Source organism: Sphingobacterium gobiense, from assembly GCF_002980575.1.
GTDB lineage: Bacteria > Bacteroidota > Bacteroidia > Sphingobacteriales > Sphingobacteriaceae > Sphingobacterium > Sphingobacterium gobiense.
The window spans coordinates 594297-620018 of the sequence record NZ_PVBS01000001.1 but is presented as its reverse complement, the minus strand read 5'-3'; the positions used below and the strand labels follow the sequence as shown (position 1 = coordinate 620018).

The 25722-nt window shown below is 42.5% G+C and carries 28 protein-coding genes; 7 read left to right on the top strand and 21 right to left on the bottom strand.

The genetic code is table 11. The features are described 5' to 3' along the window. Positions 1-4 precede the first annotated feature (4 nt). The 3 genes from C5749_RS02725 to metQ are packed head-to-tail and all read left to right on the top strand — an operon-like array spanning position 5 to position 2279. On the top strand, positions 5-751 hold the full coding sequence (locus tag C5749_RS02725) for a methionine ABC transporter ATP-binding protein (protein ID WP_105722789.1): 747 nt from the start codon (positions 5-7) through the stop codon (positions 749-751). A gap of 11 nt (positions 752-762) precedes the next feature. Further along, on the top strand, positions 763-1419 hold the full coding sequence (gene metI / locus C5749_RS02720; RefSeq protein ID WP_105722787.1) for a methionine ABC transporter permease MetI: 657 nt from the start codon (positions 763-765) through the stop codon (positions 1417-1419). A gap of 50 nt (positions 1420-1469) precedes the next feature. Continuing rightward, positions 1470-2279, top strand: a complete 810-nt coding sequence (gene metQ, locus C5749_RS02715) for a methionine ABC transporter substrate-binding lipoprotein MetQ (protein ID WP_105722785.1) — start codon at positions 1470-1472, stop codon at positions 2277-2279. Positions 2280-2323: 44 nt separating this feature from the next. Here the strand turns inward: metQ and C5749_RS02710 are convergent, their stop codons facing one another. The 20 genes from C5749_RS02710 to C5749_RS02615 all read right to left on the bottom strand — a co-directional run bounded on the left by C5749_RS02710 (position 2324) and on the right by C5749_RS02615 (position 20282). After that, the gene (locus C5749_RS02710) at positions 2324-2851 is read right to left on the bottom strand and encodes an SAM-dependent methyltransferase (protein ID WP_105722783.1); all 528 of its coding nucleotides are present in this window, start codon (positions 2849-2851) and stop codon (positions 2324-2326) included. 81 nt (positions 2852-2932) lie between these two features. Further along, positions 2933-4342 carry an APC family permease gene (locus C5749_RS02705; RefSeq protein ID WP_105722781.1) on the bottom strand — a complete coding sequence of 470 codons (1410 nt, stop codon included), beginning with the start codon at positions 4340-4342 and terminating at the stop codon, positions 2933-2935. Positions 4343-4457: 115 nt separating this feature from the next. After that, positions 4458-6644 carry a TonB-dependent siderophore receptor gene (locus C5749_RS02700; RefSeq protein WP_105722779.1) on the bottom strand — a complete coding sequence of 729 codons (2187 nt, stop codon included), beginning with the start codon at positions 6642-6644 and terminating at the stop codon, positions 4458-4460. Beyond that, a complete protein-coding gene (locus tag C5749_RS02695; protein WP_105722777.1) occupies positions 6644-7195 on the bottom strand; it encodes a GNAT family N-acetyltransferase in 552 nt (183 codons plus the stop codon). The genes C5749_RS02700 and C5749_RS02695 overlap by 1 nt, the downstream gene beginning before the upstream one ends. After that, positions 7192-7968 carry an ABC transporter ATP-binding protein gene (locus tag C5749_RS02690; protein WP_105722775.1) on the bottom strand — a complete coding sequence of 259 codons (777 nt, stop codon included), beginning with the start codon at positions 7966-7968 and terminating at the stop codon, positions 7192-7194. Before C5749_RS02690 ends, C5749_RS02695 begins: the two co-directional genes overlap by 4 nt. After that, on the bottom strand, positions 7965-8981 hold the full coding sequence (locus tag C5749_RS02685; RefSeq protein ID WP_245893595.1) for a FecCD family ABC transporter permease: 1017 nt from the start codon (positions 8979-8981) through the stop codon (positions 7965-7967). The genes C5749_RS02690 and C5749_RS02685 overlap by 4 nt, the downstream gene beginning before the upstream one ends. After that, a complete protein-coding gene (locus C5749_RS02680; protein WP_105722773.1) occupies positions 8982-10001 on the bottom strand; it encodes an ABC transporter substrate-binding protein in 1020 nt (339 codons plus the stop codon). It lies immediately after the preceding gene. 20 nt (positions 10002-10021) lie between these two features. After that, a complete protein-coding gene (locus C5749_RS02675) occupies positions 10022-10438 on the bottom strand; it encodes an urease accessory protein UreE (RefSeq protein ID WP_105722771.1) in 417 nt (138 codons plus the stop codon). 11 nt (positions 10439-10449) lie between these two features. Next, the gene (hypB, locus tag C5749_RS02670; protein WP_105722769.1) at positions 10450-11163 is read right to left on the bottom strand and encodes a hydrogenase nickel incorporation protein HypB; all 714 of its coding nucleotides are present in this window, start codon (positions 11161-11163) and stop codon (positions 10450-10452) included. Continuing rightward, on the bottom strand, positions 11163-11510 hold the full coding sequence (locus tag C5749_RS02665) for a hydrogenase maturation nickel metallochaperone HypA/HybF (RefSeq protein WP_105722767.1): 348 nt from the start codon (positions 11508-11510) through the stop codon (positions 11163-11165). Before C5749_RS02665 ends, hypB begins: the two co-directional genes overlap by 1 nt. A gap of 14 nt (positions 11511-11524) precedes the next feature. Then, on the bottom strand, positions 11525-12529 hold the full coding sequence (locus C5749_RS02660) for an urease accessory protein UreD (protein WP_105722765.1): 1005 nt from the start codon (positions 12527-12529) through the stop codon (positions 11525-11527). A 12-nt stretch (positions 12530-12541) separates the two neighbouring features. Beyond that, positions 12542-13153 (bottom strand): urease accessory protein UreG, encoded by a 612-nt coding sequence (ureG, locus tag C5749_RS02655; RefSeq protein ID WP_105722763.1) that lies wholly within the window; start codon positions 13151-13153, stop codon positions 12542-12544. An 8-nt stretch (positions 13154-13161) separates the two neighbouring features. After that, the gene (locus C5749_RS02650; RefSeq protein ID WP_105722761.1) at positions 13162-13848 is read right to left on the bottom strand and encodes an urease accessory protein UreF; all 687 of its coding nucleotides are present in this window, start codon (positions 13846-13848) and stop codon (positions 13162-13164) included. Then, complete coding sequence (locus tag C5749_RS02645; RefSeq protein WP_245893594.1) at positions 13845-14339, bottom strand: urease accessory protein UreE; 495 nt, start codon at positions 14337-14339, stop codon at positions 13845-13847. Before C5749_RS02645 ends, C5749_RS02650 begins: the two co-directional genes overlap by 4 nt. Then, positions 14340-16196: an urease subunit alpha gene (gene ureC, locus C5749_RS02640; RefSeq protein ID WP_105722759.1), complete on the bottom strand. Its 1857-nt coding sequence runs from the start codon at positions 16194-16196 to the stop codon at positions 14340-14342. It lies immediately after the preceding gene. A 15-nt stretch (positions 16197-16211) separates the two neighbouring features. Continuing rightward, a complete protein-coding gene (gene ureB / locus C5749_RS02635) occupies positions 16212-16583 on the bottom strand; it encodes an urease subunit beta (protein ID WP_105722757.1) in 372 nt (123 codons plus the stop codon). 18 nt (positions 16584-16601) lie between these two features. Next, the gene (ureA, locus tag C5749_RS02630) at positions 16602-16904 is read right to left on the bottom strand and encodes an urease subunit gamma (protein ID WP_105716306.1); all 303 of its coding nucleotides are present in this window, start codon (positions 16902-16904) and stop codon (positions 16602-16604) included. Positions 16905-16950: 46 nt separating this feature from the next. Beyond that, a complete protein-coding gene (locus tag C5749_RS02625) occupies positions 16951-18153 on the bottom strand; it encodes a porin (RefSeq protein WP_105722755.1) in 1203 nt (400 codons plus the stop codon). Positions 18154-18238: 85 nt separating this feature from the next. Further along, positions 18239-19612 carry a sensor histidine kinase gene (locus C5749_RS02620; protein WP_105722753.1) on the bottom strand — a complete coding sequence of 458 codons (1374 nt, stop codon included), beginning with the start codon at positions 19610-19612 and terminating at the stop codon, positions 18239-18241. After that, the gene (locus C5749_RS02615) at positions 19602-20282 is read right to left on the bottom strand and encodes a response regulator transcription factor (RefSeq protein ID WP_105722751.1); all 681 of its coding nucleotides are present in this window, start codon (positions 20280-20282) and stop codon (positions 19602-19604) included. The genes C5749_RS02620 and C5749_RS02615 overlap by 11 nt, the downstream gene beginning before the upstream one ends. Before the next feature lie 254 nt (positions 20283-20536). Here C5749_RS02615 and C5749_RS02610 point away from each other — a divergent pair, with 254 nt between their 5' ends. From C5749_RS02610 to C5749_RS02600, 3 genes are all read left to right on the top strand, one after another. Next, a complete protein-coding gene (locus C5749_RS02610) occupies positions 20537-21535 on the top strand; it encodes a beta-ketoacyl-ACP synthase III (RefSeq protein ID WP_105722749.1) in 999 nt (332 codons plus the stop codon). A 203-nt stretch (positions 21536-21738) separates the two neighbouring features. Next, positions 21739-22989 carry a PQQ-dependent sugar dehydrogenase gene (locus C5749_RS02605; RefSeq protein WP_105722747.1) on the top strand — a complete coding sequence of 417 codons (1251 nt, stop codon included), beginning with the start codon at positions 21739-21741 and terminating at the stop codon, positions 22987-22989. Positions 22990-23065: 76 nt separating this feature from the next. Beyond that, positions 23066-24271, top strand: coding sequence for an MDR family MFS transporter (locus C5749_RS02600; protein ID WP_105722745.1), 1206 nt, complete (start codon positions 23066-23068; stop codon positions 24269-24271). A gap of 8 nt (positions 24272-24279) precedes the next feature. Here the strand turns inward: C5749_RS02600 and recR are convergent, their stop codons facing one another. Then, positions 24280-24894, bottom strand: coding sequence for a recombination mediator RecR (gene recR, locus C5749_RS02595; RefSeq protein ID WP_105722743.1), 615 nt, complete (start codon positions 24892-24894; stop codon positions 24280-24282). Between the two features lie 55 nt (positions 24895-24949). Between recR and C5749_RS02590 the strand changes: the two genes are divergently transcribed. Next, a complete protein-coding gene (locus C5749_RS02590) occupies positions 24950-25654 on the top strand; it encodes an LOG family protein (RefSeq protein ID WP_105722741.1) in 705 nt (234 codons plus the stop codon). Positions 25655-25722: the final 68 nt, after the last annotated feature.

Here is a 25722-nt window from a genome sequence, read left to right as displayed (position 1 = left end):
TTATATGATTAAGCTAGAGCAGGTAAGCAAAATATTCTATAAGAAAAAAAGGGAAATTCAAGCCCTGAGGAATATTACGCTCCACATCGAGAAGGGAGATATTTTTGGCATTATCGGTTATTCCGGTTCTGGAAAGAGTACGCTTGTACGAACCATTAACTTGTTAGAACGTCCCACCTCGGGAAACATATATCTGTCCAATAAGAATATTGTATCGCTTTCGGAGAAAGAATTGATTCCTTTTCGTCGAAAAATTGGGATGATATTTCAACATTTTAACTTGCTTTCATCGCGTACCGTTTTCGACAATGTGGCTTTTCCACTGCAGTTAACAAAGATGACCAAAGGGGAAATAAAGGAAAAAGTAGATAACCTGCTTAACATGGTGGACTTATCGGAAAAACGAGAAGAATATCCGGCCGCGCTATCCGGCGGACAAAAGCAACGCGTGGCTATCGCCAGAGCATTAGCTTCTGATCCGGAGATACTGCTTTGTGATGAAGCTACCAGTGCGTTGGATCCACAAACCACACGTTCTATCCTGTCTCTACTGAAACGTATCAACCGCGAGCTGGGTATTACCATCATATTGATTACTCATCAAATGGAAGTAGTACGTGCGATATGCAACCGCGTCACTGTTATATCCGAAGGTGAATTGGTGGAAGAAAACGAAGTAAACGCATTATTTGACCATCCGAAATCCCCCATCACCCAGGAATTGTTGAACCCAACATTGACTATTGATTAATTAAAGTGAATATGTCTGAAGCAACATTTTGGCTATTGGCAAAGGGTACGTGGGAAACGATCGTGATGACCTTTTCCTCCGGATTTTTCAGCTTTCTGCTTGGACTTCCACTAGGCATATTATTATTCTTAACACGTGAACGGCAATTGCTTGCAAACAAACCGTTGAATAGTACTATTGCATTTTTTGTAAATATTTTCCGTTCAATTCCTTTTATTATCCTCATCGTATGGATGATTCCGTTCACCCGTGCATTAGTAGGGACATCGATCGGCATGAACGCTGCTATCGTGCCGTTGAGCATCGGTGCTGCGCCGTTCGTCGCGCGGTTAGTAGAGAATTGCTTATTAGAAATACCCTACGGGATTATCGAAGCGGCACGATCCATGGGAGCCACGACGATGCAGATTGTTCGCAAAGTACTTATTCCAGAAGCACTTCCGGCATTAATAAACAGCGCTTCCCTAACACTGATCACCCTAGTGGGGTATTCCGCAATGGGTGGCGCCGTAGGTGCCGGGGGGCTAGGACATATTGGGTATCAATACGGTTATGTCGGCTATGATGCGTTGATTATGAATATGGTGCTTGTACTACTTATTGGTATCGTATTCGGGATACAGTTTATCGGTGACCGATTATCAAAATATGTAGACCATAGGAAATGATGCCAATTGTTAATGGTTAATAGATGGCTTATTTATAAAGTATTAAAAATATGCACAACACAATCAAATTTTTATTTAGTTCAGCGATTATCATAGCTTCCCTTTTATCCTGTGGTGGCGCAAATCGTTCTTCGGATATCCTTCGGGTAGGTGTACAGGCAGGCCCTGAATATAGTTTGGCAGAGGAAGCGAAAAAGGTAGCAAAAGAAAAGTACAACCTGGAAGTCGAATTGGTTTCTTTTAACGATTACGTCATGCCAAACGAGGCTTTACATCAAGGTGATATTGACGTCAACGTATTCCAAACCACGCCCTATTTGGACGATCAAATGGCAAGTAGAGGATACAAGCTGTCCGTTGTCGGAAACACCTTCGTTTATCCGATGGCTGGCTATTCCAAGAAAATAAAGACCATTAGCGAACTTAAATCCGGAGATACGGTGGTTATTCCTAATGATCCAACAAATTTGGGTAGAGCCCTTTTACTTATACAGGAAGTTGGTCTTATCCGCCTTCGAGATAATGTAGGATTACTCCCTCGTTTACAAGATATTACTAAAAATGAATTGAACCTTAAAATTATTGAATTAGAAGCTCCCCAGTTACCACGGACATTGGATGATGACAAGGTTGCCGTAGCCGTTATCAACAATAATTTTGCAGCAAGCCACAATCTGACAGCAAAAGACGATGGTATTTTTGTAGAAAACGAGAAATCGCCTTACGTGAATATCATCGTGAGTCGGGAAGACAACAAGAAGGACGAAAAAGTATTGAGTTTTGCAAAAGCTTATCAATCGGAAGAAGTGGAAGCAGTAGCAAACAAGGTATTTAAAGGTGGAGCTATAAGAGGCTGGTAATTATATTTGTAAAGCCGCATTATCTACGGCTTTATAAATATAATTTAGCGATTCGGAACAGTCCATAAGAAAATGGTACTACCATCTACGGTAATGGTTTTTTCAGGTTCCCAGTCACCCATATCAAAAGCATGTGAGACAATGCGCGTTCCCGGCTTTAATTCTTCCAGGATTTTCGGACGTAACTTTAAATTGACCTGTGGTAGTAAATACAGCGTCAATACATCGGCTTTGCTAAAGTCAAAATCAAATAGATTCCCCTGTATGAAGTTAACTTTATCAGTTACACCTGCTTCTTTCGCATTTTCGTTTGCCTCCTTAATACGCTCTGGATCTAGATCAACGCCTGTCGATGTAGCTCCACGTTTGGCAGCGGAGATTGCGATACGTCCATCACCGCAGCCCAAATCATAGTGGATATCCCCTGCCTTCACTCCCGCCAGATCTAACATCGCATCCACTACTGCTTGCTTAGTAGGCACATATGGAACGTCCAAATTAGGCTTCTGTGCAAATACCTGGAAGCCTACCAATAAACAAAAGACCAGTAAATAATTTTTCAATGCATTCATTTTTTTTTAAATTTAAAGAGTCAAACATTATTTTTCATTTAAGTATACAAACCAAGTGTACCATAGTACGGTACTCCTAAATCATACCTTTTTTTTTAATTTCGGTATGAAAAAGAAGAACACCATTCCCAGTAACAATACACCGACGCCAAGCCACGCTCCTTTTCCAGCGAACATTAGGCTAGAGTATAATAAATACAAGGAGGTAAGGCAAAAAATAATGGGGAGCACGGGATACAATGGCACCTTAAACGGACGAGGCGCATCGGGTTCTCTGTAACGCAAGACAAAGAGTGACAACCCAGTACACAAAATAAAAAACCAAAAAATTGGTGCTGTAAAATCCACCATAGATTCGAATCCACTTCGGGCAAACGAGCCGACAATAATCAGTAAAACCGCAATTGCCCCTTGCACCAAAAGTGCATTTACAGGTGTGGAGGTTTCGGATTTCCATGTCCGCATAAAAGAAAAAATTGGAAAATCCCTACCCAGCGCGTGATTGGTACGCGCGCCGGTAAAAATAGTAGCGTTAGTGGATGTCAACGAAGCGAGAATCACCAATAAACCTATAAAAAACACCCCCGTCTCTCCCATAACGACACGCATTGTTTCTACCCCCACCGCTTCCGACGACGCCAGTCCTTCAATGCCTAAGACGTTGAGATACGCTAAATTAATCAATATATAAATGGCCGTGATGATTAGGATGCTGGCTATCATAACCAACGCCATCTTCTTACTGCCTCCACGCATCTCTGCCGATATGTACCCCGCTTCATTCCAGCCTCCGAAAGTTAATAACACCATCACCATAGCGCCTCCTATTGCCGGTGTTATACCCGAACTGACAGGTTCTAGGGCTGTACTAACGTTATTTTCGGGCACGAACAAAAAACCAGCGATAACCAAAACGAGTAAACCGATGAATTGCAAACAAACAAACAGCTTTTGTGCACCGGTTCCGACGTGCACGCCGATAACATTAACACATGTAAGCCCTATGACAACCAGTGCAGCATAAATCGAAGAAGAGAACGCGCCAACCCTGTACAACTCACTCATATAATCACCTACTATAAACGCCAACAAGGCTATGGAACCCGTTTGGATGATACTCATCCTTGCCCAAGCAAACAGAAATGCAAAGCGTCGACCAAAAGCACGGTGTAAAAAATGATAATCCCCGCCCGTATTGGGAAAAGCTGTACTCAATTCCGCATAGCACATCGCACCAATAAGGGAAATCACGCCACCCAAAACCCACACACCGAGAAATAATTCCGAACTGCCTGTATTCGCGGCAACAATGGATGACGTGCGAAAAATACCTGCTCCTACGACGACACCAATGATAACGACGATCGCGTCTACTACACGTAAACGCGGTTTTGGGCTATTGGTATTAACGTTTTTTTTGGTAAAATATTTACTGTCGTTCGGTTGTGTTATACTTTCGAGACGGTCTTCCAAGTTCTGCGTGTCTTTCATGCGCGCTTTTTGTTATACGGAGTTTATGAATTATCCCCATATAATAGTACAAACAACTATCCAAATTGTTTACCGTATTCCCTGGCACTGTTGAAGATAGCACCAATGAGCGAAACTAAAACGAAAAGCCTAAAGACAGCATCGCTGTGCGCGGCGTCCCTACAAAACCCCTTGTATAATCAAAACCACCTAAATAATAATACTTATCCAATATATTATTGACATTGAGGCTCAGCCGGGCTCCATTTATATGATAATATAATGCGGCATTCCAGACTTGGTACGCAGGCCATTCTCCCCAGGCCATATTCCCATGATCGTCTATTGCCATAGGGTTCTCCATCCGCCTGCTGTTCATAAAATTCATTCCACCACCAAATCCCAGTCCTCTTAACGTGGCATCCGGAATAACATACTTCATCCATATGCTTCCCATATGTTTTGGTGCATTAGCTAACGGCATACCGACCTCCATTTCTCTCGATGAAGATTTCACCTCTGTACGGTTAAAGCTGTAATTTGCCATCACCTGGAATTCTTTCGTTACCTGCCCTCTGAAATCCAATTCTACCCCTTGCGAGATAACCTCGCCCGATTGCCTATATACCGGAAAACCACTATCGCTCATTTCACCTGTAGCAATTAGCATATTCTCTCTACCGATATGGAATATAGAAAGCTCTGTTTGCAATTGATTGCTAAAGAAACCTGCTTTCAATCCGGTCTCCACTTGAAAACTACGCTCAGGCAAAAACGGGCGATCCGCACCGTATTGTTCGTGGTTGTGAATAAAATCTGCTCCCACCGGAACATATCCTTGCGAATAGCTGGCGAAATAATTCATTTGGTCATTGATATGGTATGTCAACCCGAAGCGCGGTAACCAAGCGTGTTGGCTCGTTTCATACGACCGCGCCAAATCCGCACTACTTGACCGGTAATATTCATGTCGCAAGCCGGCAATAACGTTTAGGCGTTCACCAATAGTCATCTGGTCTTGCAGATAAAGACCTATGCTTTTGTACGGGTTCAAAAACGGAAATTCAGCCTGGGCTAGCCACACGTAAGAACTTACATCGATAACATCCCGTACCGGGCTTTCTAGATCAATGGTCAACGGCACTTCTTCTCCATCTAGCACACGGCGTCTAGCCTCGCGCTGTACATTATTTTTATCCCCTCCATATTGTGCATAGTCTACCCCCAGCACGAAACGATGTGCATAGCCTGGCTTTTGCAGGTTGTAGCTTAGATAACTTACGAGATTATCCGTATAATCCTTCACCTTCTTCGAAAGAAAGCGCATGTTCATAATGGTATTCTCGGGCGGATTAGCATACGTATTCAGTGTACGGAGTTCATTCAATTCTTCACTGTATATTGATTTCATGTAATTTACATGCAAAGACAAATCGCTGGTGATGCTTTGTGAAAAACGAGTCGAAAATGTCAAGAACTTGGAACGGTAAAAATCTGTCGGCTGGTTTACATTGAACGCCCTATCCTGCGCATAAAAATCATTATTACGGATGCCTAGACCTCTATCCAAAAACCCATCAAAATCATCATAGGTTAAGTCCACATCAATCTGTGTTCCTTCTGCAGGACGAAATGTAAAAGAGGGTGCAATCAATATATTTTTTCGCTGGTTATTATCTCGAAATGTACGCGAGGCTTCGTAAGCGAGATTGAGTCTATACAAAAATCGGTTGTCTTTATCCAAAGGACCACCCATATCCAGTGTAGATCGGAGCGTTTGAAAGCTTCCAACACTAAAACCAATACTCGTTTTTTGTTCTTCAAGCGGCTTTTTCGTCACCAAATTAATTGTACCACCCGGTACGATATCACCAAAGAGCGAAGCCCCTGGACCTTTCAACACCTCGATACTTTCCAAATTTGCTGTTAATGGTGCGCGCCAAAAACTAGTCCCGTAGCCATAGGCTGAACGCATCCCGTTCACCAGACGGAGACCACTTGTATACCCGCTATTAAAACCTCGTATGGTTAAGTCGTCATAAACAGATGCCTGGCTCACACCCGCCAGGTCCTGTACCATATCCGTAATCTGAAAAGCTTGTCTATCCTCCATGAATTCACGACTCACTAACGATACCGATTGAGGCAGATCTTTCAAAATTCCCGAAAATTTACCACCAAGCTCCGTCGTATTGATTAAATACGAATTGTTCCGCCTACCGGTAACCAGTATTTCTTCTAACGTTACGGCGGTTGTATCCACTTGCCCATAACTCATTACTGCATAACACAGTAAACAAAAAGTATAAAAAACTCTGGCCATCAGCGATTTTCCATAAAAGAACTAAACGTATCCGTCGTTATCACTTTCGTCTTATCCAGTGTCATATGCAACGTCTCAAAACCAGATTCTTCACATGACAATACCAAATCAAACCCCTGCTTTAACCAAAACTCATATGCACCTTCCAGAAAAGGATGTGTATGTAAATACAGCAATTCAACACCCTGCTGCTGTCCTATAGTTTTCAATCGCTGTACAAGTGCTGTCCCGAGACCCGATTTCCGGTAGTCGGGCTCAACATATAACCTCGCAACTTCGACAATCTTGCTCCCTGTAAAAGAAAAATAGGGGAAACGATTATCATATGCCATCATGCCTATGGTGCCGATAAGCTTTCCTTGTTTGGTACGCGCTTGCAAAAAAGCACCTATATTCGTGTGTACATATGTTGAAGAAAATTCTTCCAAATCTTTCGGTATAACTTGATGGTTCAACATGGGAAATAGACGTTCCCGTGTTTTCAATACATACGCGATAACTTCCTCACGATCTCGTACACCTACCGGTAATATTTCAATATCGTTTATCATAAAGGCTTCCGTTTAGGTATTATAAATGTTCGTCCGGCATGCTGGACATCTGTTAAAGCAACATTATACGTGTTTTCTAAAGTGGAAAGCAACACAGCCGGGTCTTTCTCTTCCAACTCATGTAATTTTTTGTCTTGCATCACATAAAATCGATCGCCATATAAAAGTGCGAGATTAGGATCATGCATCACAGACACCACTGTTGTACCGGTTTCGACCAAACGCTTGAGATGTTCCATCACCGCGACTTGGTAATGCAGGTCCAGGTGATTTGTCGGTTCATCGAGTAGCAATACATCCGGTTGTTGCACTAAGATGCGGCATAGCAAAACCAATTGCCGCTCCCCTCCCGAAAGCGCCGTATACGGTTTATCCTTTAAGTGCCACAACCGGAAAGCACGCAGATTTTCCGCCACCAAATCCAAGTCTACTTGACTCGGAGCAAATCTAGAAAATGCGGCTCGACCTGTTAGTACCACATCGAACACGGTAAACGGAAAAGTAGTCTGGTGAAATTGCGTCATGAAGCCGATCCGAAAACCACTGTTCTTTCCCGATTTGATGTGTTTCCGGTCTTGACTGCCAAACAGCACTTCGCCTTTATAGAGACGTTCCATACCCGATAGAATATTAAAAAGAGTAGATTTTCCGCTCCCGTTTCTGCCGAGAATAACCGTCAGCTCCGACGCATAGAAATTTGCCGTCAGTTCAGCCAGCACCTGCTGCTTTCCGAATGAAAAGGAGAGGTTATGAATCTGTATCAACTCTTTCATGCATTCCAGTTTACAGCATTTTTACGCATTAGATAAATAAATAAAGGCGCACCCAAGATCATGGTGAATACACCCACCGGAATTTCAAATGGCATAACAGCACGTGAGAAATCATCAATCAGCAGCAGAAATGTCCCACCGATACTCATATTAGCGAAAACACCTATTTGATTGTTAGGTCCGAAAACGATACGGCTGATATGAGGCACAATCAACCCGAATAAACTAATCATGCCCACCGAAGCAACAGCCGATGCTGTAATCATGGTTGCAAGTCCTACAATAATAAATTTAATATTTCGGGGATTGACCCCCACTGCCAATGCTTCTTGATCACCAAGCGCCAATAAATTGAGCTTCCAGCGAAGTGCAGCAATAGCCGCCAATCCACCCCCTATCGGTAAAAATGCCGTTTGCACCTTATCCCAGGAAGCGGTATGCAGATTCCCCATTGTCCATTGCACAATGGCCTGTAATTTATAGGGGTCACTCAAATACTGCAATATGGTCAAGAATGCAGTAAAAACCCCTGTTATAATCATTCCCGACAGTACCATCGTTATCAGCGAGGTCCGTACACCCGAATAAGATACGAGATAAGTAATTCCCACCGCTAACACCCCAAATAAAAATGCAGAGAGATTAATTGGTATCAACGGTATCAACATGGACAATGCCGCACCGAAAGCCGCACCGGAAGATATACCTAATGAAAACGGGTCGACAATTGGATTTCTGAAGATGGCTTGCAACACCCCTCCCGAAACCGCCAATGCAGCTCCAACCATAAAAGTAAGTAAAATACGGGGTAAGCGGACCTGCCAGAGGATAGTCTCGGTATCAGTATACGATTCTCCCAACATCTCACTCCAAAACCGCTGTACAGCCATCCAAGTATAGTGGGTTAAATCCAGTATGCCTATATAGCCTGTGCTCCCCAAAGACAGTGAGAAAAACAACACCACAAGTGGCATTAAGACGAGTAGAAGGATCTTCAAACGCTGTTGCATCATTTAGGCCTCCTCCTTCGCACTGTAATAGAGCTTGTCCATTGCCTCTTGGATTTGGGTTTCCAAAAGTTCCACGCTTTCTTCCGGATAACACCAATGCCGCAACTGCTTGGCAAAAAGCATAAATTTAAGGGTATGTGGATCAAAATTGAACGTGGGTGTCAATACATACACCTCTTTATTTTTCACTGCAGGAAGGGCAGCTAACTCCTTAAGTGTATAGACATCCGCCAGCTTAGAATTCCATAGCACAATAATATCCGGATTCCAGCTATACAGCGATTCGGCTCCGATATTCGGAGCTTCCATTTCCAACGTGCAAGCATTTGTCGCGCCCGCCGCCTCGATTGATAAATCCATCAGTGAACCCTTGCCGGAAGTCGAGAGTATACGCCCCTTGGACCAGGCATAATATACCTTTTTACGAACGCTATCCACCGGTCTTTCCATTTTGATCAACTCTTCGTCTACATACGAAATAAGCTCCTCGGCTCGCTCCTCTTTATCCACTAATGTAGCAACACCCCGTAATTCTTTGTAAATACGCTCTTTATTTTTGCTGGAAACAGCATAAACGGGGATGTTTAACTCTTCCAACTGAACGATGGTTTCCTTATCTTGCTCATACACAATAGCCAAGTCCGGCCTTAACCCTACAATAGACTCCACGTTATTCGCTCGCCCACCATAGGTGGGTGTTGCAATTTCTTTACGCGCTATACGTTTATCTAATTTAGACAAAAACTGATAAGAAGACTCATTTTGATACACCTGTTCAGGAATGCCCACGATGCTTGCCCCTGCCTGCAACATATACAGTTCGTCCACCATCGGTTCAAACAGCACCACCACTCGTTTTGCAGGCTGGCTTAGTGTTATTGTTAAGCCCCTGCTGTCTTCCGCAATATAAGCGCTGCCTTCCTTATGGCTATGTGTAGTTTGTTGACAGCTCGCCATCAGCAATGCAATACCCCACCATAACGCCGCGTATCTAAAACCTAGACCTGTATATCTTTGTATCATTTTATATTGTACCAATCTTCTTACAGATAATTTCCGAAAGCTTTGATGGCATATTCCGCATCAAGTACTTTGGTCTCCATCTTTACCTTTTCCCCATATTTGCCAAATAGCGCTTGAAACAGACGCCCATCGTAAGACACGACGATTTTATCGTCTATACAAAATATAGGCAAATGACGATTGCCCACATCAAAGCAAAAGCTTCCAATGGTCGCCATATCGTCCGTATATAACACGATACATGTACAAGGTTGAATCCGCGCTTTCACAATAACCTCATCTGTAGCGTAGACAACCTCGCCGTCGTGGATAGGCATCTTTGGAAACCGAGAGAGGGAAACATCACTGCCTCCCTCGGTCTTCCGTCTGATTACTGTTCGATTGACCTCATACCATTGGAGCGGTAAAAAGTCTATTTTTGGATCGGAAGCATGCATTTTTATCGTTTTTATGCTAGGCTCACAGCCTTTTTTGCAGCCACTTTCTCTTTCAACCAGTTGCACCATGCATCAATACCGTCACCATTTAGTGTACTGATTGATATCATTTCCAAATTGGGATTAACTTCACGTGCATCTTTTGTTACCGCTTCAATCGAGAACGGGACATAAGGCAATAAATCTGCTTTTGAAACGAGCATCAATTCGCTTGTTAGGAACATACGCGGATACTTCTTTGGTTTATCATCACCTTCGGTAGAAGCCAGTAATGTGACGCGGTAATCCTCTCCTAAGTCGAATGCAGCAGGGCAAAGCAAATTGCCTACATTCTCAATAAACAACAAATCAACGCCCTCTAAATTGATATGATCCAGTGCTTGCAAAACCATCTGTGCTTCGATATGACACATACCGCCTGTCACAATTTGTAAAGCATTGATGCCAACTTCGCGCATACGTACAGCATCCCGTTCGGTTTCGGGGTCGCCCACTAAAACCGCGATGTTTAACTCGCTACTTAAACGCTTACCTGTTTCCTGCATCAAAGTCGTTTTTCCGCTTCCAGGCGAAGAACATACGTTAATAACACAGACATCTTTCAGACGCTCTCGAATTGCTTTCGCCACGAAATCGTTGGCCTTCAATAGATTCAGGGTGGTATTATCACACTGGACCGAACCTACCGGCATTTGATTACTCTTTGGGGTTGTTGGGTTACTCATTATTTATCCTCCTGAAATGTTACTTGACTAATTCTTAATTCTTCACCTTGTATTATGCGATCTGATGGTTCCCCACAGTCGCATACAAATCGGTGATATTTCACTTCAAACTGTTTATCACAACTTTTGCAATACGCTATGATAGGTAATATAGATACTTCTAATTCCGTATTTTTAAACCTTGTATCATCCAATACATACGCTTCAAAGGCGTTCTGAATCAATATCGGTTGCAAGCTGCTTAACAGGCCTGCCTCCAGATTAATTTTGATAATAGCTTCATATTTATCCGGGTAAGCCTCTTCTAACGTTCTAAAAATATCTTTAACAATACCTAACTCGTGCATATCAATCTGTATATTTAAACCGCTTTCTTACTTGTCTTCCGTTCAGTGTCTTTTTTTATTGCTTTCTTTCCTTTACTTACCGTCTTCTTTTTGCCAGCCGTTTTCGTATCCACCGTTTTGGAGGTTATTCCTTTCGGCTCTGTTCTCTTTGGTGTATCCTCGAGATCCGTACTCGCCACATCTCGCTGTGCTGTTTCAGCTTCAAGCTTCATCGCTTCTTCCGCTTTTACCGCTAATTGATCATGGGTAAAGACCCAACACATTTGCGCCAACATGGTTAAAAAACTATACAATAATTCACCATCGGTACCCACTGCACGCAGCAAGAGTGTGTTATTCGCACATTCAGTAAATCCAAACGAGACATCCTCATACTCCATCGTTAGAATCTCATCCATCTCGTCTTTCATTAGCTTCGCGAATGGGCCACAATAAAACAAAGTCGCCTGATGCGTATATCCTTCAAAAAACAACATATCAGATACCGGTTGCTCCCGGGGTAATAAACACTGATTATCCGTCACCAGCAATTTGCCATCTTTATAAATACGTGTGATGCTGTGCAATTTTTGGAAAGCAAACACTTCGTTTCGATGTATTCTTCCAGCACTGATAATATCACCCCAAATCAAGGTTGCATCATCATTGACATGGATCGTATTGACCGTCTTAAAAATAGAATCCTTAAAAGGGGTTACGGGATGTGGCACGTAGTTAAAAACACTATCCTTGTCCAATCGTACATTCGTCTCTTGAGAAGCACCCTCTTTCATGGGATGTAGCTTATTAAAAGACTGCGTAAAAAGTTTCAAATGCGCATTTTCTTTTACGTGTACATCGATTACCAGCGAATCTTTGTCCAAAATCCCCGGAGAAGCACTCATGATAATCATTTCCAAATGATCCTGTGCTCGGGGCGAACCATAATGCGTGAGTTTATATGGTGCATTATGGTAGCTCTCCTTTAACAGACTCCGATGCCCTTCCCGTTCTACATTAATCTTGATTATACTATCCATCAATACCGACCGTTATTGCTCTAATAAAGCATGTTTTTTAATCCAATTTTTGACATCTTCGAGTCCTTGCAACGTCATTAGGTTCGTAAAGATAAATGGCCGTTCGCCTCGCATTCTTTTAGCATCACTTTCCATTACGCCCAAATCAGCGTTCACATAAGGAGCCAAATCTATCTTATTAATCAGCAATAAATCCGAACGTGTGATTCCCGGTCCGCCTTTCCGTGGGATCTTTTCGCCCTCGGCCACATCAATTACAAAGATGGTTACATCTGCTAAATCGGGGCTAAACGTAGCCGTAAGATTATCACCCCCACTTTCTATAAAGATGATTTGTGTATCCGGGAACTTCTGCGCCAGATCCTCCACTGCTTCAATATTCATGGATGCATCTTCACGGATAGCCGTATGTGGACATCCGCCTGTTTCCACGCCTGCAATGCGTTCCGCCGGTAATGCCGAATTTTTCTGTAGAAACTGCGCATCTTCGCGCGTATATATATCATTTGTAACAACACAGATGCTGTAATCTTCTGACATCGATCTTGTTAATCTTTCAATCAAGGCCGTCTTTCCGGAACCTACCGGACCGGCCACGCCTATTTTCACATAATTTCTTTCCATCTTGATGATTAAGAGATATAAATTCTTGTATAAAGTTTTTCATGCTGCATGCAACGAATATCCTGTACGACACAACAGTTCCCTATCATGTCTGGATCCATATCCGCCTGCTTATTGACCAGTTCTTTTATCAAAGGCTGGAGTTTAAAAAGAATCTTCTGCCCATCCATTTGACTGATCGGAACAAGTTTGGCACAATTGGTTACAATTCCATTTAAAGAATTATAATAAAAAGCACTCAAGCCATCCTCCAAAGTGATATTTTGAGCGTGGGCATACATCGCAAATGCCATCGGGTAATGCCCGTGTGCTTCGCCCGCTTGAATAGCTTCCAAATAGGTTTTGCAGCGCCTTACCGACTGGAAGCTTTCAACCACTTTCAGAAACCGAATCGCCAACTTTTTACTGGCTTCTCTAATTTCATAAGGTGACTTAAGCGATGTAATAAAGCTGTCAAGTTCGATCAATTTTTGCTTCAATGCCTTCTTCTCACATATTTTCCAAGTTTCGTGGAAAAATGCCGCGTCATTATAAAAGAAGTTATAGCGCAACATCTTTTCGGCATAAGCTTCGGTAGATTTACTATCGTGTACTATACCTTTATGGATATACGTTTCCAAGCCATAGGAATGTGTAAAACTTCCTATCGGGAAAACAGAATCATTAATTTGCAGCAACGTCAGTAATGGATTCATTCGCCTTTTGCTAATGTTATATTAAATTTTGTTTTTGTTGACCACTCGTGCATTTTTAACGTATGCGTTTGCAGAATCACTCGTGTATCTACCGTAACCCTATAGTCACCGTTGATCAATAATTGATGCAGGGGTGACTCATAGGCCAATATTACCTCCGCAGTTTCATTAATGTAAATCGGTAAATGGCGATTACCGATCTCAAAACAGATTCTGGCCATTTCTATGTAGTCGCGGGGATGAAATATTAGACAAAGGCAAGGCAATATACTAACAACGATACGTCGCTGCTCGTCCTCAAACAGGATGTCGCCATCCTGTAGCGGCGCACCACGTAGATTCCGAAAGCCAATTTCCTGACCACCCACTGTACGCACCCTCAAGATGCGTTTTTCGGTATCGAACCATTCCAGTTCAACTCGATCAGTAGATTTTTCTTTCAGCGCATCGTCTGTCCGTATATTGCCTGCTATGCCATTGGACACAATCATTTAGAACAAGAAATAACGTTGTGCCATCGGAAGCTCCGCCAGCGGTTCACAAGTTGCCAACACACCGTCTACCGTTACTTCATAGGTTTCCGGATTCACCTCGATATTCGGAGTTGCATCGTTATGTACCATGTCTTTCTTCATGACATTGCGACAACCTTCTACCGGTAAACATGCTCTGGCTAACCCCAAAGACTTGATCGTACCGTTATCGATCGAAGCTTTTGACACGAAGTTAAACGATGTTTTGGTTTTAGCTTTACCAAAGTTACCAAACATTTGGCGATAAATAATAGGCTGAGGTGTTGGAATAGAAGCATTCGCATCCCCCATCTTCGAACTCAGAATCATACCACCTTTGATAATCATCTCCGGTTTAACACCAAACATTTCCGGCTTCCACAGCACTAGATCTGCAAATTTCCCTACTTCTACCGAGCCCACATACTGATCGATACCATGCGCTTTTGCCGGATTGATCGTAAATTTAGAGACATAGCGTTTCACACGGAAGTTATCGTTGTTGGTAGCTTTGTCTTGCTCTAACGGTCCGCGCTGTACCTTCATTTTATGTGCCGTCTGCCACGTTCTAGAAATTACCTCTCCCACACGTCCCATCGCTTGACTATCCGAACTCATGATCGAGAAAACGCCCATATCCTGCAAAATATCTTCTGCTGCAATAGTTTGCGGACGGATACGCGAATCAGCAAAGGCCACATCTTCTTTTACGTTTTTATCCAAATGGTGACACACCATTAACATATCCAAATGCTCCTCCGCGGTGTTAATCGTGAACGGTTTTGTTGGATTCGTCGACGCTGGAATAACATTGGGATACATGGAAATCTTAATGATATCCGGTGCGTGACCTCCGCCCGCACCTTCCGTGTGGAACGTGTGGATTACACGACCATTAATAGCTGCAACAGTGTCTTCTAAAAACCCAGCTTCGTTCAATGTGTCGGTGTGGATAGCCACCTGTATATCATACTTGTCTGCCGTTTTCAAAGCGGCATCGATAACAGAAGGTGTCGCGCCCCAGTCTTCATGGATTTTCAATCCTAAAGCTCCGGCTTCAATCTGTTCTTCTAACGCTTTTAATCCCGTTACATTTCCTTTACCAAAGAAACCAACATTAATCGGTAGATCCTCAAATGCTTCCAACATTTTATGAATAAACCATTTACCTGGCGTCACTGTAGTTGCATTCGTACCATCAGCCGGCCCTGTACCCCCACCAATAAATGTCGTTACGCCACTATATAGCGCGGTTTCCACCTGCGTCGGACTGATAAAGTGAATATGTGTATCCACACCGCCAGCCGTAAGAATATAACCAGCGCCACCGTGTACCTCGGTTGACGGCCCAATAACCATACCCGGAGTCACACCATCCTGCACATCCGGATTCCCTGCCTTACCTATTCCCACAATTTTGCCGTCTTTGATACCAACATCCGCCTTCACAATCCCCCAATGGTCGATGATAATCACGTTGTTAATACAAAAATCGAGCACGTCATCGTCGCGCAAGGCACGTGCCGACTGCCCCATACCATCACGGATCGTTTTACCACCACCGAACTTATTTTCTTCGCCATACACGGCATAATCTTTTTCAATTTCGATCAACAGTTCCGTATCCGCTAGACGAACACGGTCACCCGTAGTCGGGCCAAATAGCGAAGCGTATTTATCTCGCGGTATATACAAAGCACCGTCATCATCATAATGAATCGACGATTTATCCAAGCCTAGTTTTTCGAGACCTAAGGCGTTTAGTTTTGTCGTAGCAACTCCTGCAGTTGCCAGTCCGACAATCTTAATCCAGTCTCTTCTGTTCCATTCTCCCATAATATGTTTTTTTAATTATTTAGAAGATTTAAAATTTTGTTTGTTCATTTTATCGATAGCCGAAGCTTTCACCTTCGCATTGGTATATTTACCATTGGTCAAGCCGTTAAAGCCGTGGATTTCTTTGTTTCCGCCGATCTCTACCAATATGACATTTTTCTTCTCACCCGGTTCGAAACGGACCGCTGTACTGGCCGGAATATTCAGACGCATGCCAAATGCCTCTTCTCTATTAAACTCCAAGTCTTTATTCACTTCAAAAAAGTGATAGTGCGACCCCACTTGAATAGGTCTATCGCCTGTATTAGCTACCGATATCGTCTTGGTCTTATAGCCAATGTTTGCTTTGATATCGTCATTCTTCAAAAAGTATTCTCCTGGAACCATTTTCTTAGATTTTAAGGGTTAACGAATAGGATTGTGTACGGTTACTAATTTCGTGCCGTCCGGGAAAGTGACTTCGATCTGTACATCATGTATCATTTCCGGCACACCTTCCATCACCTGCTTTCTTTTGAGCAATGTTGTACCATACTCCATCAATTCCGCAACGGTTTTGCCGTCTCGCGCGCGCTCCATCAGTTCCATACTGATATACGCGATACATTCAGGATAGTTGAGTTTCACTCCCCTTTTTAGCCTCTTAGCCGCAAGTTCGCCAGCTGTATGAAGCATTAGTTTTTCGATTTCACGTGGTGTTAAACGCATAATAGTTATCGATTTTATTTTATTCTATTAATATTCCTTAAAGCTATTATAATAAAGGTATCGTAAAATAAGCCCCCAATGCTAATCTATTAAGCTGTTGCCGCTCCACATTCATTTTATCTGCATAAGAGATGCTATTGCCGATATAACCTAAATAGAAACGCATGTCTTGTTTTCGGAATGGCTTGTGTTGTAGTGCGGCAAAGTAAGTATAGTTCTGTCTAAAATTCTTACCCAGTTCCTGGTCCTTTGCATTTCCGGCGGTTTCTACAGCACCTTTCAACGCGATTTCCCACTTATCTGTTAGAAATTGATCATAACGCAACACCGCTGATTTATAAACAATATCTTTTCCTAATACCCTGTCTGCTCCGGTATGGTTATAAAAATCATTGATTCCGTTGGATGCAATCAGCGCATGGTCTACGCCCATGTGCGAATATTGCAGATCTAAATAGACCATTTGCTTATTGGTTTTATACTTATTCGCCAATGAAATAGCATGATTGGTATGTTTGTCGGCAAACTGAGAAACATGATAAGACCATTTCGTATGTATTTTTTGGTCGGCAAAAGCTCCCACCCAAGTAAAATACGCACCCATGGGCACTTTTGAACGTTCCAAATCGCCTATAGCAAAACCATTATTTAAGATGCGGTCATCGAAATTGTCATTCACCGTATTATGCACCTGCACATGAAACGAATGTTGTGGGTTCACGTGGTAGCCCAACTTCGCTCCCGTTACGAATAAGTTCAATATCCGGTCGACGTAATCGGTAAACATAAATTCATAAATAGGGTTATTTTCAAATTCATACGATCCCACCATCGCACTTTGCTTACCTATCGTCACGTCCCAGTTTCGGTTCCTACCAAATTTGTATTCGATTAACGCAAAATCTAACGCGCCTGCACTGTTATCTAACGAAGTAGGCGAAAATGGACGATTCAAACGGAAACGAACTTTATAAGAAAGGTCTTCATTATAGTTTCCATGCAGATGGAGACGGATTTCTTCCAATTTCGCCCTGGTCAGGGCCTCGTCCGTACCTAGGTTGTCGCCAATAAGCGCACCTCGAAACAGCACATCAAAATTAAACAGCTTAGATTGATCGGGCTCGCGTTCCGACGTGTCCTGGACAGCAGTTGATTGCGTCCTAACAGTATCTGACTTTTTATCCCCGTCATTTGTGTAGCCGGCTTTTACGACTAAGCCTAAAGTCAAAAACAGTAAAACTTTTTTCATGAATTATAATTAAACCTACTTTCTACAAGTATACTATCACCATATAAGAGCCGCATTAATTTAAGATTAGAACGAAATTAGAAAATCAAACAGGAATTTCAATCGTCACAGTAGTTCCATGATTTTCAACTGAAGCAATCGTGAGTTTGGCACCGTGTAAGTCGAAAATATTCTTCGTTAAAACGAGTCCCAGACCGTTTCCATATATCTGTCCAACATTAGAGGCTCTAAAAAACGATTCGAAAATATGAGGTTGATCTTGCTTAGGAATACCTATACCATCGTCCGTAATTTTCACCACAATATTGTTTAAATGACATTCCAATGAGACCGTTACTGTGTTGTCTTCCCCATATTTACACGCATTAGACAAAATGTTGCTAAATGCAATATAAAACAAATCCGGGTTAACAAATACATTCAACCGATGACTTTCATTTGGAATATTCGAAAAATCCAAATGGATACGGGCTTCTGGATTAACGGCCTTTTCATTACGACGCACCTCATAAAGCAGTTCGTCTACCCGTATGAGTTGCTTGTTTTCTATTTTCCGATCGAAGCCAGAACGTGAAAGCAATAAGAGATTATTGACAATCAAATCCATTTTGTTGGCTTGATTTGATATCGTTTCTACAGAATAATAAGCGTCATGTTGTTTATCCAAACTCTGTAATGCCAACTCTGCCTCCCCTCCAATAATCGTTAGTGGGGTACGCAAAGAATGCGAAGCATTCCCGATAAAACTCTGTTGGGATTTAACTGAAATGTCTAGGCGGCTCATCATTGAGTTAAAGTTAGCTATTAAAGTGCCTATTTCATCGTTTTCGTTATTAAATTTATTTTGTAACCGCATATCCAAACGGGAAATATCAATTTGGGTAAGGTCGTTGTTAATCGCCTGGATAGGTACCAGCAATTTGTTTGCAAAATAAAAAGACAATAAAAAAACTAGTGCAACGGCGATTAAGGCGCCCGACACGACGGTCCTATCCAACGTACGTTGTTCGTCGTGCCCATACTCATCTACGCCTTCCGAAATGACCAACAAATCTTCTTTATGCCGTGAATCAACAAAGAACACAGCCACATACGATGTTTTTCCATCAAGATATTGTGCTTTGCCGTTTACAATCGCTTCGGTGTAAAAAGAAGCAGGCATCGGAAGATCGGGTTTAAACCGTAAATTCGTACTATCTTTTACAATCCTCAGGAGATAATCCTTGCCCGCTGACAGCTGTGCCAAGTATTTACGCCTTACTTCATAATATATTTGATTATTATACTCGTCATTTTGGACGATATGATTTCCCACGATTGTCGCATTCTCTTCCAAGCGATGGTAAAACTTGGTTTGCAGACTGTCACGCGTAAAATACGACACATATATGGCGAACGACACAATATAAAATATTGAAATCGTCGTAAAAAGTAAAATAATCCGGGTCTTAATTTTCATTTCTCAACACATAACCCATACCGATTACGGTGTGAATCAGCTTCTTTTCAAATGGGTGGTCAATTTTTTTTCGTAGATAATTCACATAGACATCAACAACATTTGTACCCATATTGAAGTCCATACTCCACACTTTCTCGAGGATGTCCACCCGGGACAATACTTTATTTTTGTTTATGAGCAAATATTCCAACAAACGATATTCTGTAGCAGTCAGTATAATAGGTGTGTTGCCACGAGTCACGGTTTTGCTGTCCCGATCAATCACCAAGTTACCAATAGAAACGGTATTTGACGTGGATTTTCGATTCGTTGCACGACGTGAAAACCGGTTCACCCTCGCTCGGAGCTCATCTAGCTTAAAAGGCTTGGTCAAGTAATCGTCGGCATCCCGATTAAATGCTTCAACAATATCCTCCGTTTGATTCAGCGCACTTAAAATAAGAATAGGTACCTCTTCATTTGCCATGCGTATATTCTTACAAACATCCAGCCCATTCATTCCTGGTAACATCACGTCGAGAATAATCAGATCATAACGATTCAGCCCTGCCATTTTGAGGCCCGTGAAGCCATCCATGGCTATGCTAATCCGATGATTTTCTCCCTTAAGTCCGCGTTCTATCAACGATATGACCGACGGTTCATCTTCTATTAAAAGTATTTCCAAACCCCTTCTCCGTTAATAATAAAAAAATTGATCCTTGCCATCCCCCAACACTTGCCTGTGACCAACATTTGCCTGTGAGGTAAATATACATTTTACAGGCTTTGCGGGAGCACTTCCGATTTGCTTTTTTTGAATGTTTCTATTTTTTTACGTTTAAGTTACCAAAAACAAATAGTTCCAATGTTTTTATCTTATCCAAACTAATCATAAAATTTCCTATCTTTGCCCTGTTTTTATTTTGAGAAACCAAATTTATGCAAAACATTTATTCTTCCCGACCCCATGCTGCCATTACTGCTATCGGTGGTTATGTTCCGCAAGGGCGAAGAACCAACTTCGATTTAGAGCAAGTATGCGACACGTCGGACGAATGGATTGTAAAACGTACGGGAATTAAAGAGCGTCGTATTCTAGAGCAGGGATTGGCCACCTCGGATATGGCAGTTATGGCGATCCAGGATTTGTGTACGCGATACGCCAAAGATATTGCTGATGTCGACGCCATTATCGTAGCAACCTCAACGCCTGACGTGTTGATGCCCGCAACAGCCAACATCATTGCCCGCAAGCTGGGTTTAAAAAATGTATGGGCCTTCGATATGAACGCCGCCTGTTCGGGATTTCTATATGCTTTGGATATGGGTGCTTCGTTGGTAGAAACAGAACGATATAAAAATGTACTTATTGTCGGAGCAGATAATATCAGTGCATTCGTGGATATCCATGACCGCTCTACCAATATACTTTTCGGGGACGGAGCTGGCGTAATTTGGCTGGAACCATCCGCGGAGGCCGGTGTGATGGATGCCTTTATGCAAAGTAATGGTGATGGACGTGAGTTTCTAAATATTGAAGGCGGTGGATCCTTATACCCAACTAGTCAAGAAACACCAGATGATGAACGTAGGTATCTGCGGCAGGATGGCAAGGTTGTATTCAAACAAGCCGTACAATCAATGAGCAACGCTTGCAAGCATATTTTAGACCGCAATCAATTGGGCATAGAACAAGTTAACTGGCTCGTGCCGCATCAAGCAAATAAACGTATCATTGATGCCGTAGGCAAGGAAATTAATATTCAAGAAGAAAAAACATTAACGAATATAGCATATCGCGGTAATACCATTGCGGCTACCATTCCGTTGTGTATTTGGGAAAATATCAAATTGATACAAAAAGGCGATTTGTTGATGTTGACGGCATTCGGAGCAGGGTTTTCTTGGGGAGCAAGTTTATTACGATGGATGATCTAGAGATATTCGTAAGAAAAATAAAAAAATATTTGTTTTTTAACCAAAACGACCTTATCTTTGCAGCATCATAATTTAGGTTTATAATTGGTTAGCTAAAGGTTTTCATTCTCCCCGTTTGAAAACCTTTTTTTATGCTTTACCAAAACATTTTCATACATTTAGTGCTTAAATAAAAAGACATACTAAAAAATAATATTTAACAGATGAAACGAACATTTCCAGCTTTTTTATTATTATCGACAGCGTCGTTAATAGTTGCTTCTTGCGATAGTAATGGGGCTTCCAAAACGTCAGATAACAACGCTGTAACAGACAGTATCTATCCTCCAGTAGAAAAAAACAAACCCAATACAGACTATAAACCTGCTTTTGAAGGGCAAACTCGAGCGCCGGGCGTAAAGACGCAGACACCATATGAAAGCCATGTTGTAACAGACAAGCTCGAATCTCCTTGGGGAATCGCCGTGCTTCCAGATGGCCGTCTCTTAATTACAGAAAATGAAGGCAGTATGCGTATCGTTTCCGAAAACGGCGAACTTAGTGAGGCAATTGGTGGCATCCCAGAAGTGGACGCACGTGGCCAAGGTGGGCTTCTTGGTCTTACACTCGACCCTGACTTTACTTCCAACAGAACCGTATACTGGGTATTCTCCGAACCCGTAGCAGGCGGTAACCACACCGCGGTGGCCAAAGGCCGTTTGGCAGACGATGAAAAATCCATTGAAAATGCGCAAGTCATTTACCAAGCACTACCAACTTATGATGGTAGGCTTCACTACGGCGGACGTATTGTTTTTGACAAAGAAGGCAACTTGTTCGTGGGTACTGGTGAGCGCTCTGACATAGAAACAAGACCGCAAGCACAAGACCTCCAATCTGCTTTGGGGAAAATTGTCCGCATCACAAAAGACGGTCAGGCAGCTCCTGGCAATCCTTTTGCTTCAAACCAAGAAGCTCGTCCGGAAATTTATAGCTATGGAAACCGGAATGTACAAGGTTTGGCAATACATCCTGAAACTGGAGATTTATGGTCTACAGAATTTGGTCCACGTGGAGGTGATGAACTTAACCTGATAGAAGCAGGAAAAAATTATGGATGGCCTATTATTACCTATGGGTTAGAATATAGTGGAAAAGAAATTGGAAATCCACCTATCCAACAACAAGAAGGATTAGAACAACCCGTTTATTATTGGGATCCCGTATTATCTCCAAGTGGGCTTATGTTCTATACCAGTGATGCAATTCCAGAATGGAAAAACAATTTGTTTAACGGAGGCTTAAGTAGCACACATATCGCTCGGCTCGTTATAAAAGATAATAAGGTGGTCGGCGAAGAAAGGCTTCTCCAGAAAGAAGGACAGCGTTTCCGTGATGTCGCACAAGGTAAGAACGGCGAAATATTTGCGATTACAGACGCCGGTAGACTTTACAAAATACACAAAAAAAGTTAGTCAGTCTTTATTTAAAAAGTTATAGACGGACGCTTTAAAAGGTGTCCGTTTTGTTTTTTACACATTCTTTCCTGATTTGAAAAAATTAGTACAACTCTATATGAACTCCTATCGGGGTTTATCTACCGAAGCTTGGTTATTAGCCTTAGTAATGCTTATTAACCGTACAGGCTCCATGGTAATTCCATTTCTGAGCATGTACATGGCGTCGGAACTGCATTTCAGTAAAGCACAGGTCGGAATGGTATTAGGTTGCTTCGGGCTGGGCTCTGTATGTGGTTCCTGGCTGGGAGGCTGGCTGACCGACCGATTGGGTAATTTCCGAGTGCAGGCTACTAGCTTATTACTGGCGGTTCCTATTTTTATTATACTGCCACAATTCAGAACCTTCGAGAGCTTAGCGGGTATGATTTTCTTGCTGACCCTCGTTGCCGACACCTTTCGCCCCGCCAACTCCGTTGCCGTAGCCCGATACGCCAAACCCGAAAATTTGACAAAAGCCTATTCCCTGAACCGCATGGCCGTTAACCTCGGTTTTTCTGTAGGCCCCGCATTGGGTGGTTTTCTAGCTATGATTTCTTACAGCTGGATTTTTTACGGTAATGCTATTGCTGCATTATCCGCAGCTGTTGTCTTCATTATCTTTTTCCGAAACCGCAAGCCGCGCTCTACCGCACCCCTACAACAGAAAGAAGAAAAAATAATCACAAAAAATGACCGGAATGCCTACCGAGACGTGCCCTTCATCGTCTTTAACGTTTTCTGTTGTCTATTCTCCATGGCCTTCTTTCAACTGTTGAGTACCGTTCCGTTGTATTATAAAGAAGTTATTCAGCTGTCAGAAGTACAAATTGGGATGCTTTTAGGTTTCAACGGCTTCAGCATTGTCGTGTTTGAGATGCTGTTAGTACACGGTGTTGAACGCCGCTTTTCCCCACGGCAAGTCATGATTTTCGGAACCGCCGTCGCAGGAATTTCTTATTTCATGCTATCTATTCCTTTGGGTATAGCCTGGCTATATTTTGCAATGTTCGTGCTTTGTGTAGGCGAAATGCTTACCTTACCCTTCACAGCGACTATCAGTGCATCCCGAGCTACACCGAATACACAAGGTGCTTATATGGGATTTAATTCATTGGCATTCGCGGCCGCCAATATCTTTTCGCCCTATCTAGGCACATACGTCGCGGCGCATTTCGGCTACCAAACCTTATGGTTTGGAACCGCCGGGTTATTAATTTTTACCAGTATTGGTTTTTCATGGATATTAAAGAAAATGTAACGTAGGGCCTATCCTATATTTCTTTCGTAAGGCACACGCGTAGCGATAGATCGCCCTAAGGTTATTTCATCAACATATTCCAATTCACCGCCAAAAGCAATACCCCTAGCGATTGTACTGACCTGCACATCAAAATCCTTTAGTTTTCTATACAAATAGAAAATCGTCGTATCCCCCTCCATGGTGGCACTAAGCGCCAAAATAATCTCCCGGACCTCACCATTCTTCAATCGTTCCATCAGCGCATCAATCTTCAGATCGGAAGGGCCTACGCCATCCATCGGCGAAATAAGCCCACCGAGCACATGATAAACCCCTTGGTATTGATTTGTATTCTCAATAGCCATCACGTCTCGTGTATCCTCCACCACACAGATCGTTTCATGATCCCGTTTTACAGACGTACAGATTTCGCACACCTCCTGATCGGAAATATTAAAACAGGTTGCACAATAACGTATCTGTTCTTTAAGCTGGTCTATGGAATGCGTAAAACGGCTTACGTCGCTATTTGATTGTTTCAACAAATGCAGTACCAAGCGTAAGGCTGTTTTTTTGCCTATTCCAGGCAAACGCCCAAATTCATCTACTGCCTGCTCTAAAAGTCGTGACGAAAAATGCATGCACAAAAATAAGTAAAAAAATCCCTATCTTGGAAATCTCAATAAGTTGTTATATATGGTTAAAGAAGACAAAATCAGAAGCTCGTTTGCCAATAAAACTTGGCAAGAAATAAAAGTAAAAGACTCATGGCAGATTTTTAAAATCATGGCCGAATTTGTTGATGGTTTCGAAAAGCTCGCTAAAATAGGCCCCTGTGTATCTATTTTTGGTTCCGCCCGAACACCATTGGATCATAAATATTACAAAATCACCGTCGAAATAGCACGCTTGCTTGCCGACAAAGGTTACGGCGTGATTTCAGGCGGCGGGCCCGGAATTATGGAGGCTGCCAATAAAGGCGCACACGAAGCAGGCGGTAAATCTGTTGGACTGAATATCGAGCTGCCTTTTGAACAGTTTCATAACAAATACATAGACCGGGACAAACTGTTAGAATTCAATTATTTCTTTGTCCGCAAGGTCATGTTCACCAAATATTCCCAAGGATACATTGTAATGCCCGGAGGTTTTGGTACAATGGACGAGCTATTTGAGGCCATGACTTTGATCCAAACCGGAAAGATCGCCCGATTCCCAATCGTTTTGGTCGGAACCGAGTATTGGAAAGGGTTGTTCAATTGGATCGAACAGAGCATGCTTGGTAACGCCTATATCTCAGAGGAAGACCTGAAACTCTATCGCTTTGTGGACACCGCTGAAGAAGCAGCAGATCATATATTCCGCTTCTACGACAAGTATTTAATGAAGCCGAATTTTTAGTATTCCGGCTTTACGCAACTTTGGGGGCTTTACTGCCCCCTATTAAACTTTATCAGTAGAAAACCGTT

Coding starts and splice junctions, on each gene's coding strand:
- C5749_RS02675 (WP_105722771.1), bottom strand. CDS start 10,438: ATGCATGCTTCCGATCCAAAAATAGACTTTTTACCGCTCCAATGGTAT.
- recR (WP_105722743.1), bottom strand. CDS start 24,894: ATGCATTTTTCGTCACGACTTTTAGAGCAGGCAGTAGATGAATTTGGG.
- C5749_RS02620 (WP_105722753.1), bottom strand. CDS start 19,612: ATGAAAATTAAGACCCGGATTATTTTACTTTTTACGACGATTTCAATA.
- hypB (WP_105722769.1), bottom strand. CDS start 11,163: ATGAGTAACCCAACAACCCCAAAGAGTAATCAAATGCCGGTAGGTTCG.
- C5749_RS02645 (WP_245893594.1), bottom strand. CDS start 14,339: ATGATTGTGTCCAATGGCATAGCAGGCAATATACGGACAGACGATGCG.
- ureG (WP_105722763.1), bottom strand. CDS start 13,153: ATGGAAAGAAATTATGTGAAAATAGGCGTGGCCGGTCCGGTAGGTTCC.
- C5749_RS02695 (WP_105722777.1), bottom strand. CDS start 7,195: ATGATAAACGATATTGAAATATTACCGGTAGGTGTACGAGATCGTGAG.
- C5749_RS02685 (WP_245893595.1), bottom strand. CDS start 8,981: ATGATGCAACAGCGTTTGAAGATCCTTCTACTCGTCTTAATGCCACTT.
- C5749_RS02710 (WP_105722783.1), bottom strand. CDS start 2,851: ATGAATGCATTGAAAAATTATTTACTGGTCTTTTGTTTATTGGTAGGC.
- C5749_RS02690 (WP_105722775.1), bottom strand. CDS start 7,968: ATGAAAGAGTTGATACAGATTCATAACCTCTCCTTTTCATTCGGAAAG.
- C5749_RS02680 (WP_105722773.1), bottom strand. CDS start 10,001: ATGATACAAAGATATACAGGTCTAGGTTTTAGATACGCGGCGTTATGG.
- metQ (WP_105722785.1), top strand. CDS start 1,470: ATGCACAACACAATCAAATTTTTATTTAGTTCAGCGATTATCATAGCT.
- C5749_RS02625 (WP_105722755.1), bottom strand. CDS start 18,153: ATGAAAAAAGTTTTACTGTTTTTGACTTTAGGCTTAGTCGTAAAAGCC.
- C5749_RS02660 (WP_105722765.1), bottom strand. CDS start 12,529: ATGGATAGTATAATCAAGATTAATGTAGAACGGGAAGGGCATCGGAGT.
- C5749_RS02605 (WP_105722747.1), top strand. CDS start 21,739: ATGAAACGAACATTTCCAGCTTTTTTATTATTATCGACAGCGTCGTTA.
- metI (WP_105722787.1), top strand. CDS start 763: ATGTCTGAAGCAACATTTTGGCTATTGGCAAAGGGTACGTGGGAAACG.
- C5749_RS02650 (WP_105722761.1), bottom strand. CDS start 13,848: ATGAATCCATTACTGACGTTGCTGCAAATTAATGATTCTGTTTTCCCG.
- ureC (WP_105722759.1), bottom strand. CDS start 16,196: ATGGGAGAATGGAACAGAAGAGACTGGATTAAGATTGTCGGACTGGCA.
- C5749_RS02705 (WP_105722781.1), bottom strand. CDS start 4,342: ATGAAAGACACGCAGAACTTGGAAGACCGTCTCGAAAGTATAACACAA.
- C5749_RS02700 (WP_105722779.1), bottom strand. CDS start 6,644: ATGGCCAGAGTTTTTTATACTTTTTGTTTACTGTGTTATGCAGTAATG.
- ureB (WP_105722757.1), bottom strand. CDS start 16,583: ATGGTTCCAGGAGAATACTTTTTGAAGAATGACGATATCAAAGCAAAC.
- C5749_RS02725 (WP_105722789.1), top strand. CDS start 5: ATGATTAAGCTAGAGCAGGTAAGCAAAATATTCTATAAGAAAAAAAGG.
- C5749_RS02610 (WP_105722749.1), top strand. CDS start 20,537: ATGCAAAACATTTATTCTTCCCGACCCCATGCTGCCATTACTGCTATC.
- C5749_RS02665 (WP_105722767.1), bottom strand. CDS start 11,510: ATGCACGAGTTAGGTATTGTTAAAGATATTTTTAGAACGTTAGAAGAG.
- ureA (WP_105716306.1), bottom strand. CDS start 16,904: ATGCGTTTAACACCACGTGAAATCGAAAAACTAATGCTTCATACAGCT.
- C5749_RS02590 (WP_105722741.1), top strand. CDS start 24,950: ATGGTTAAAGAAGACAAAATCAGAAGCTCGTTTGCCAATAAAACTTGG.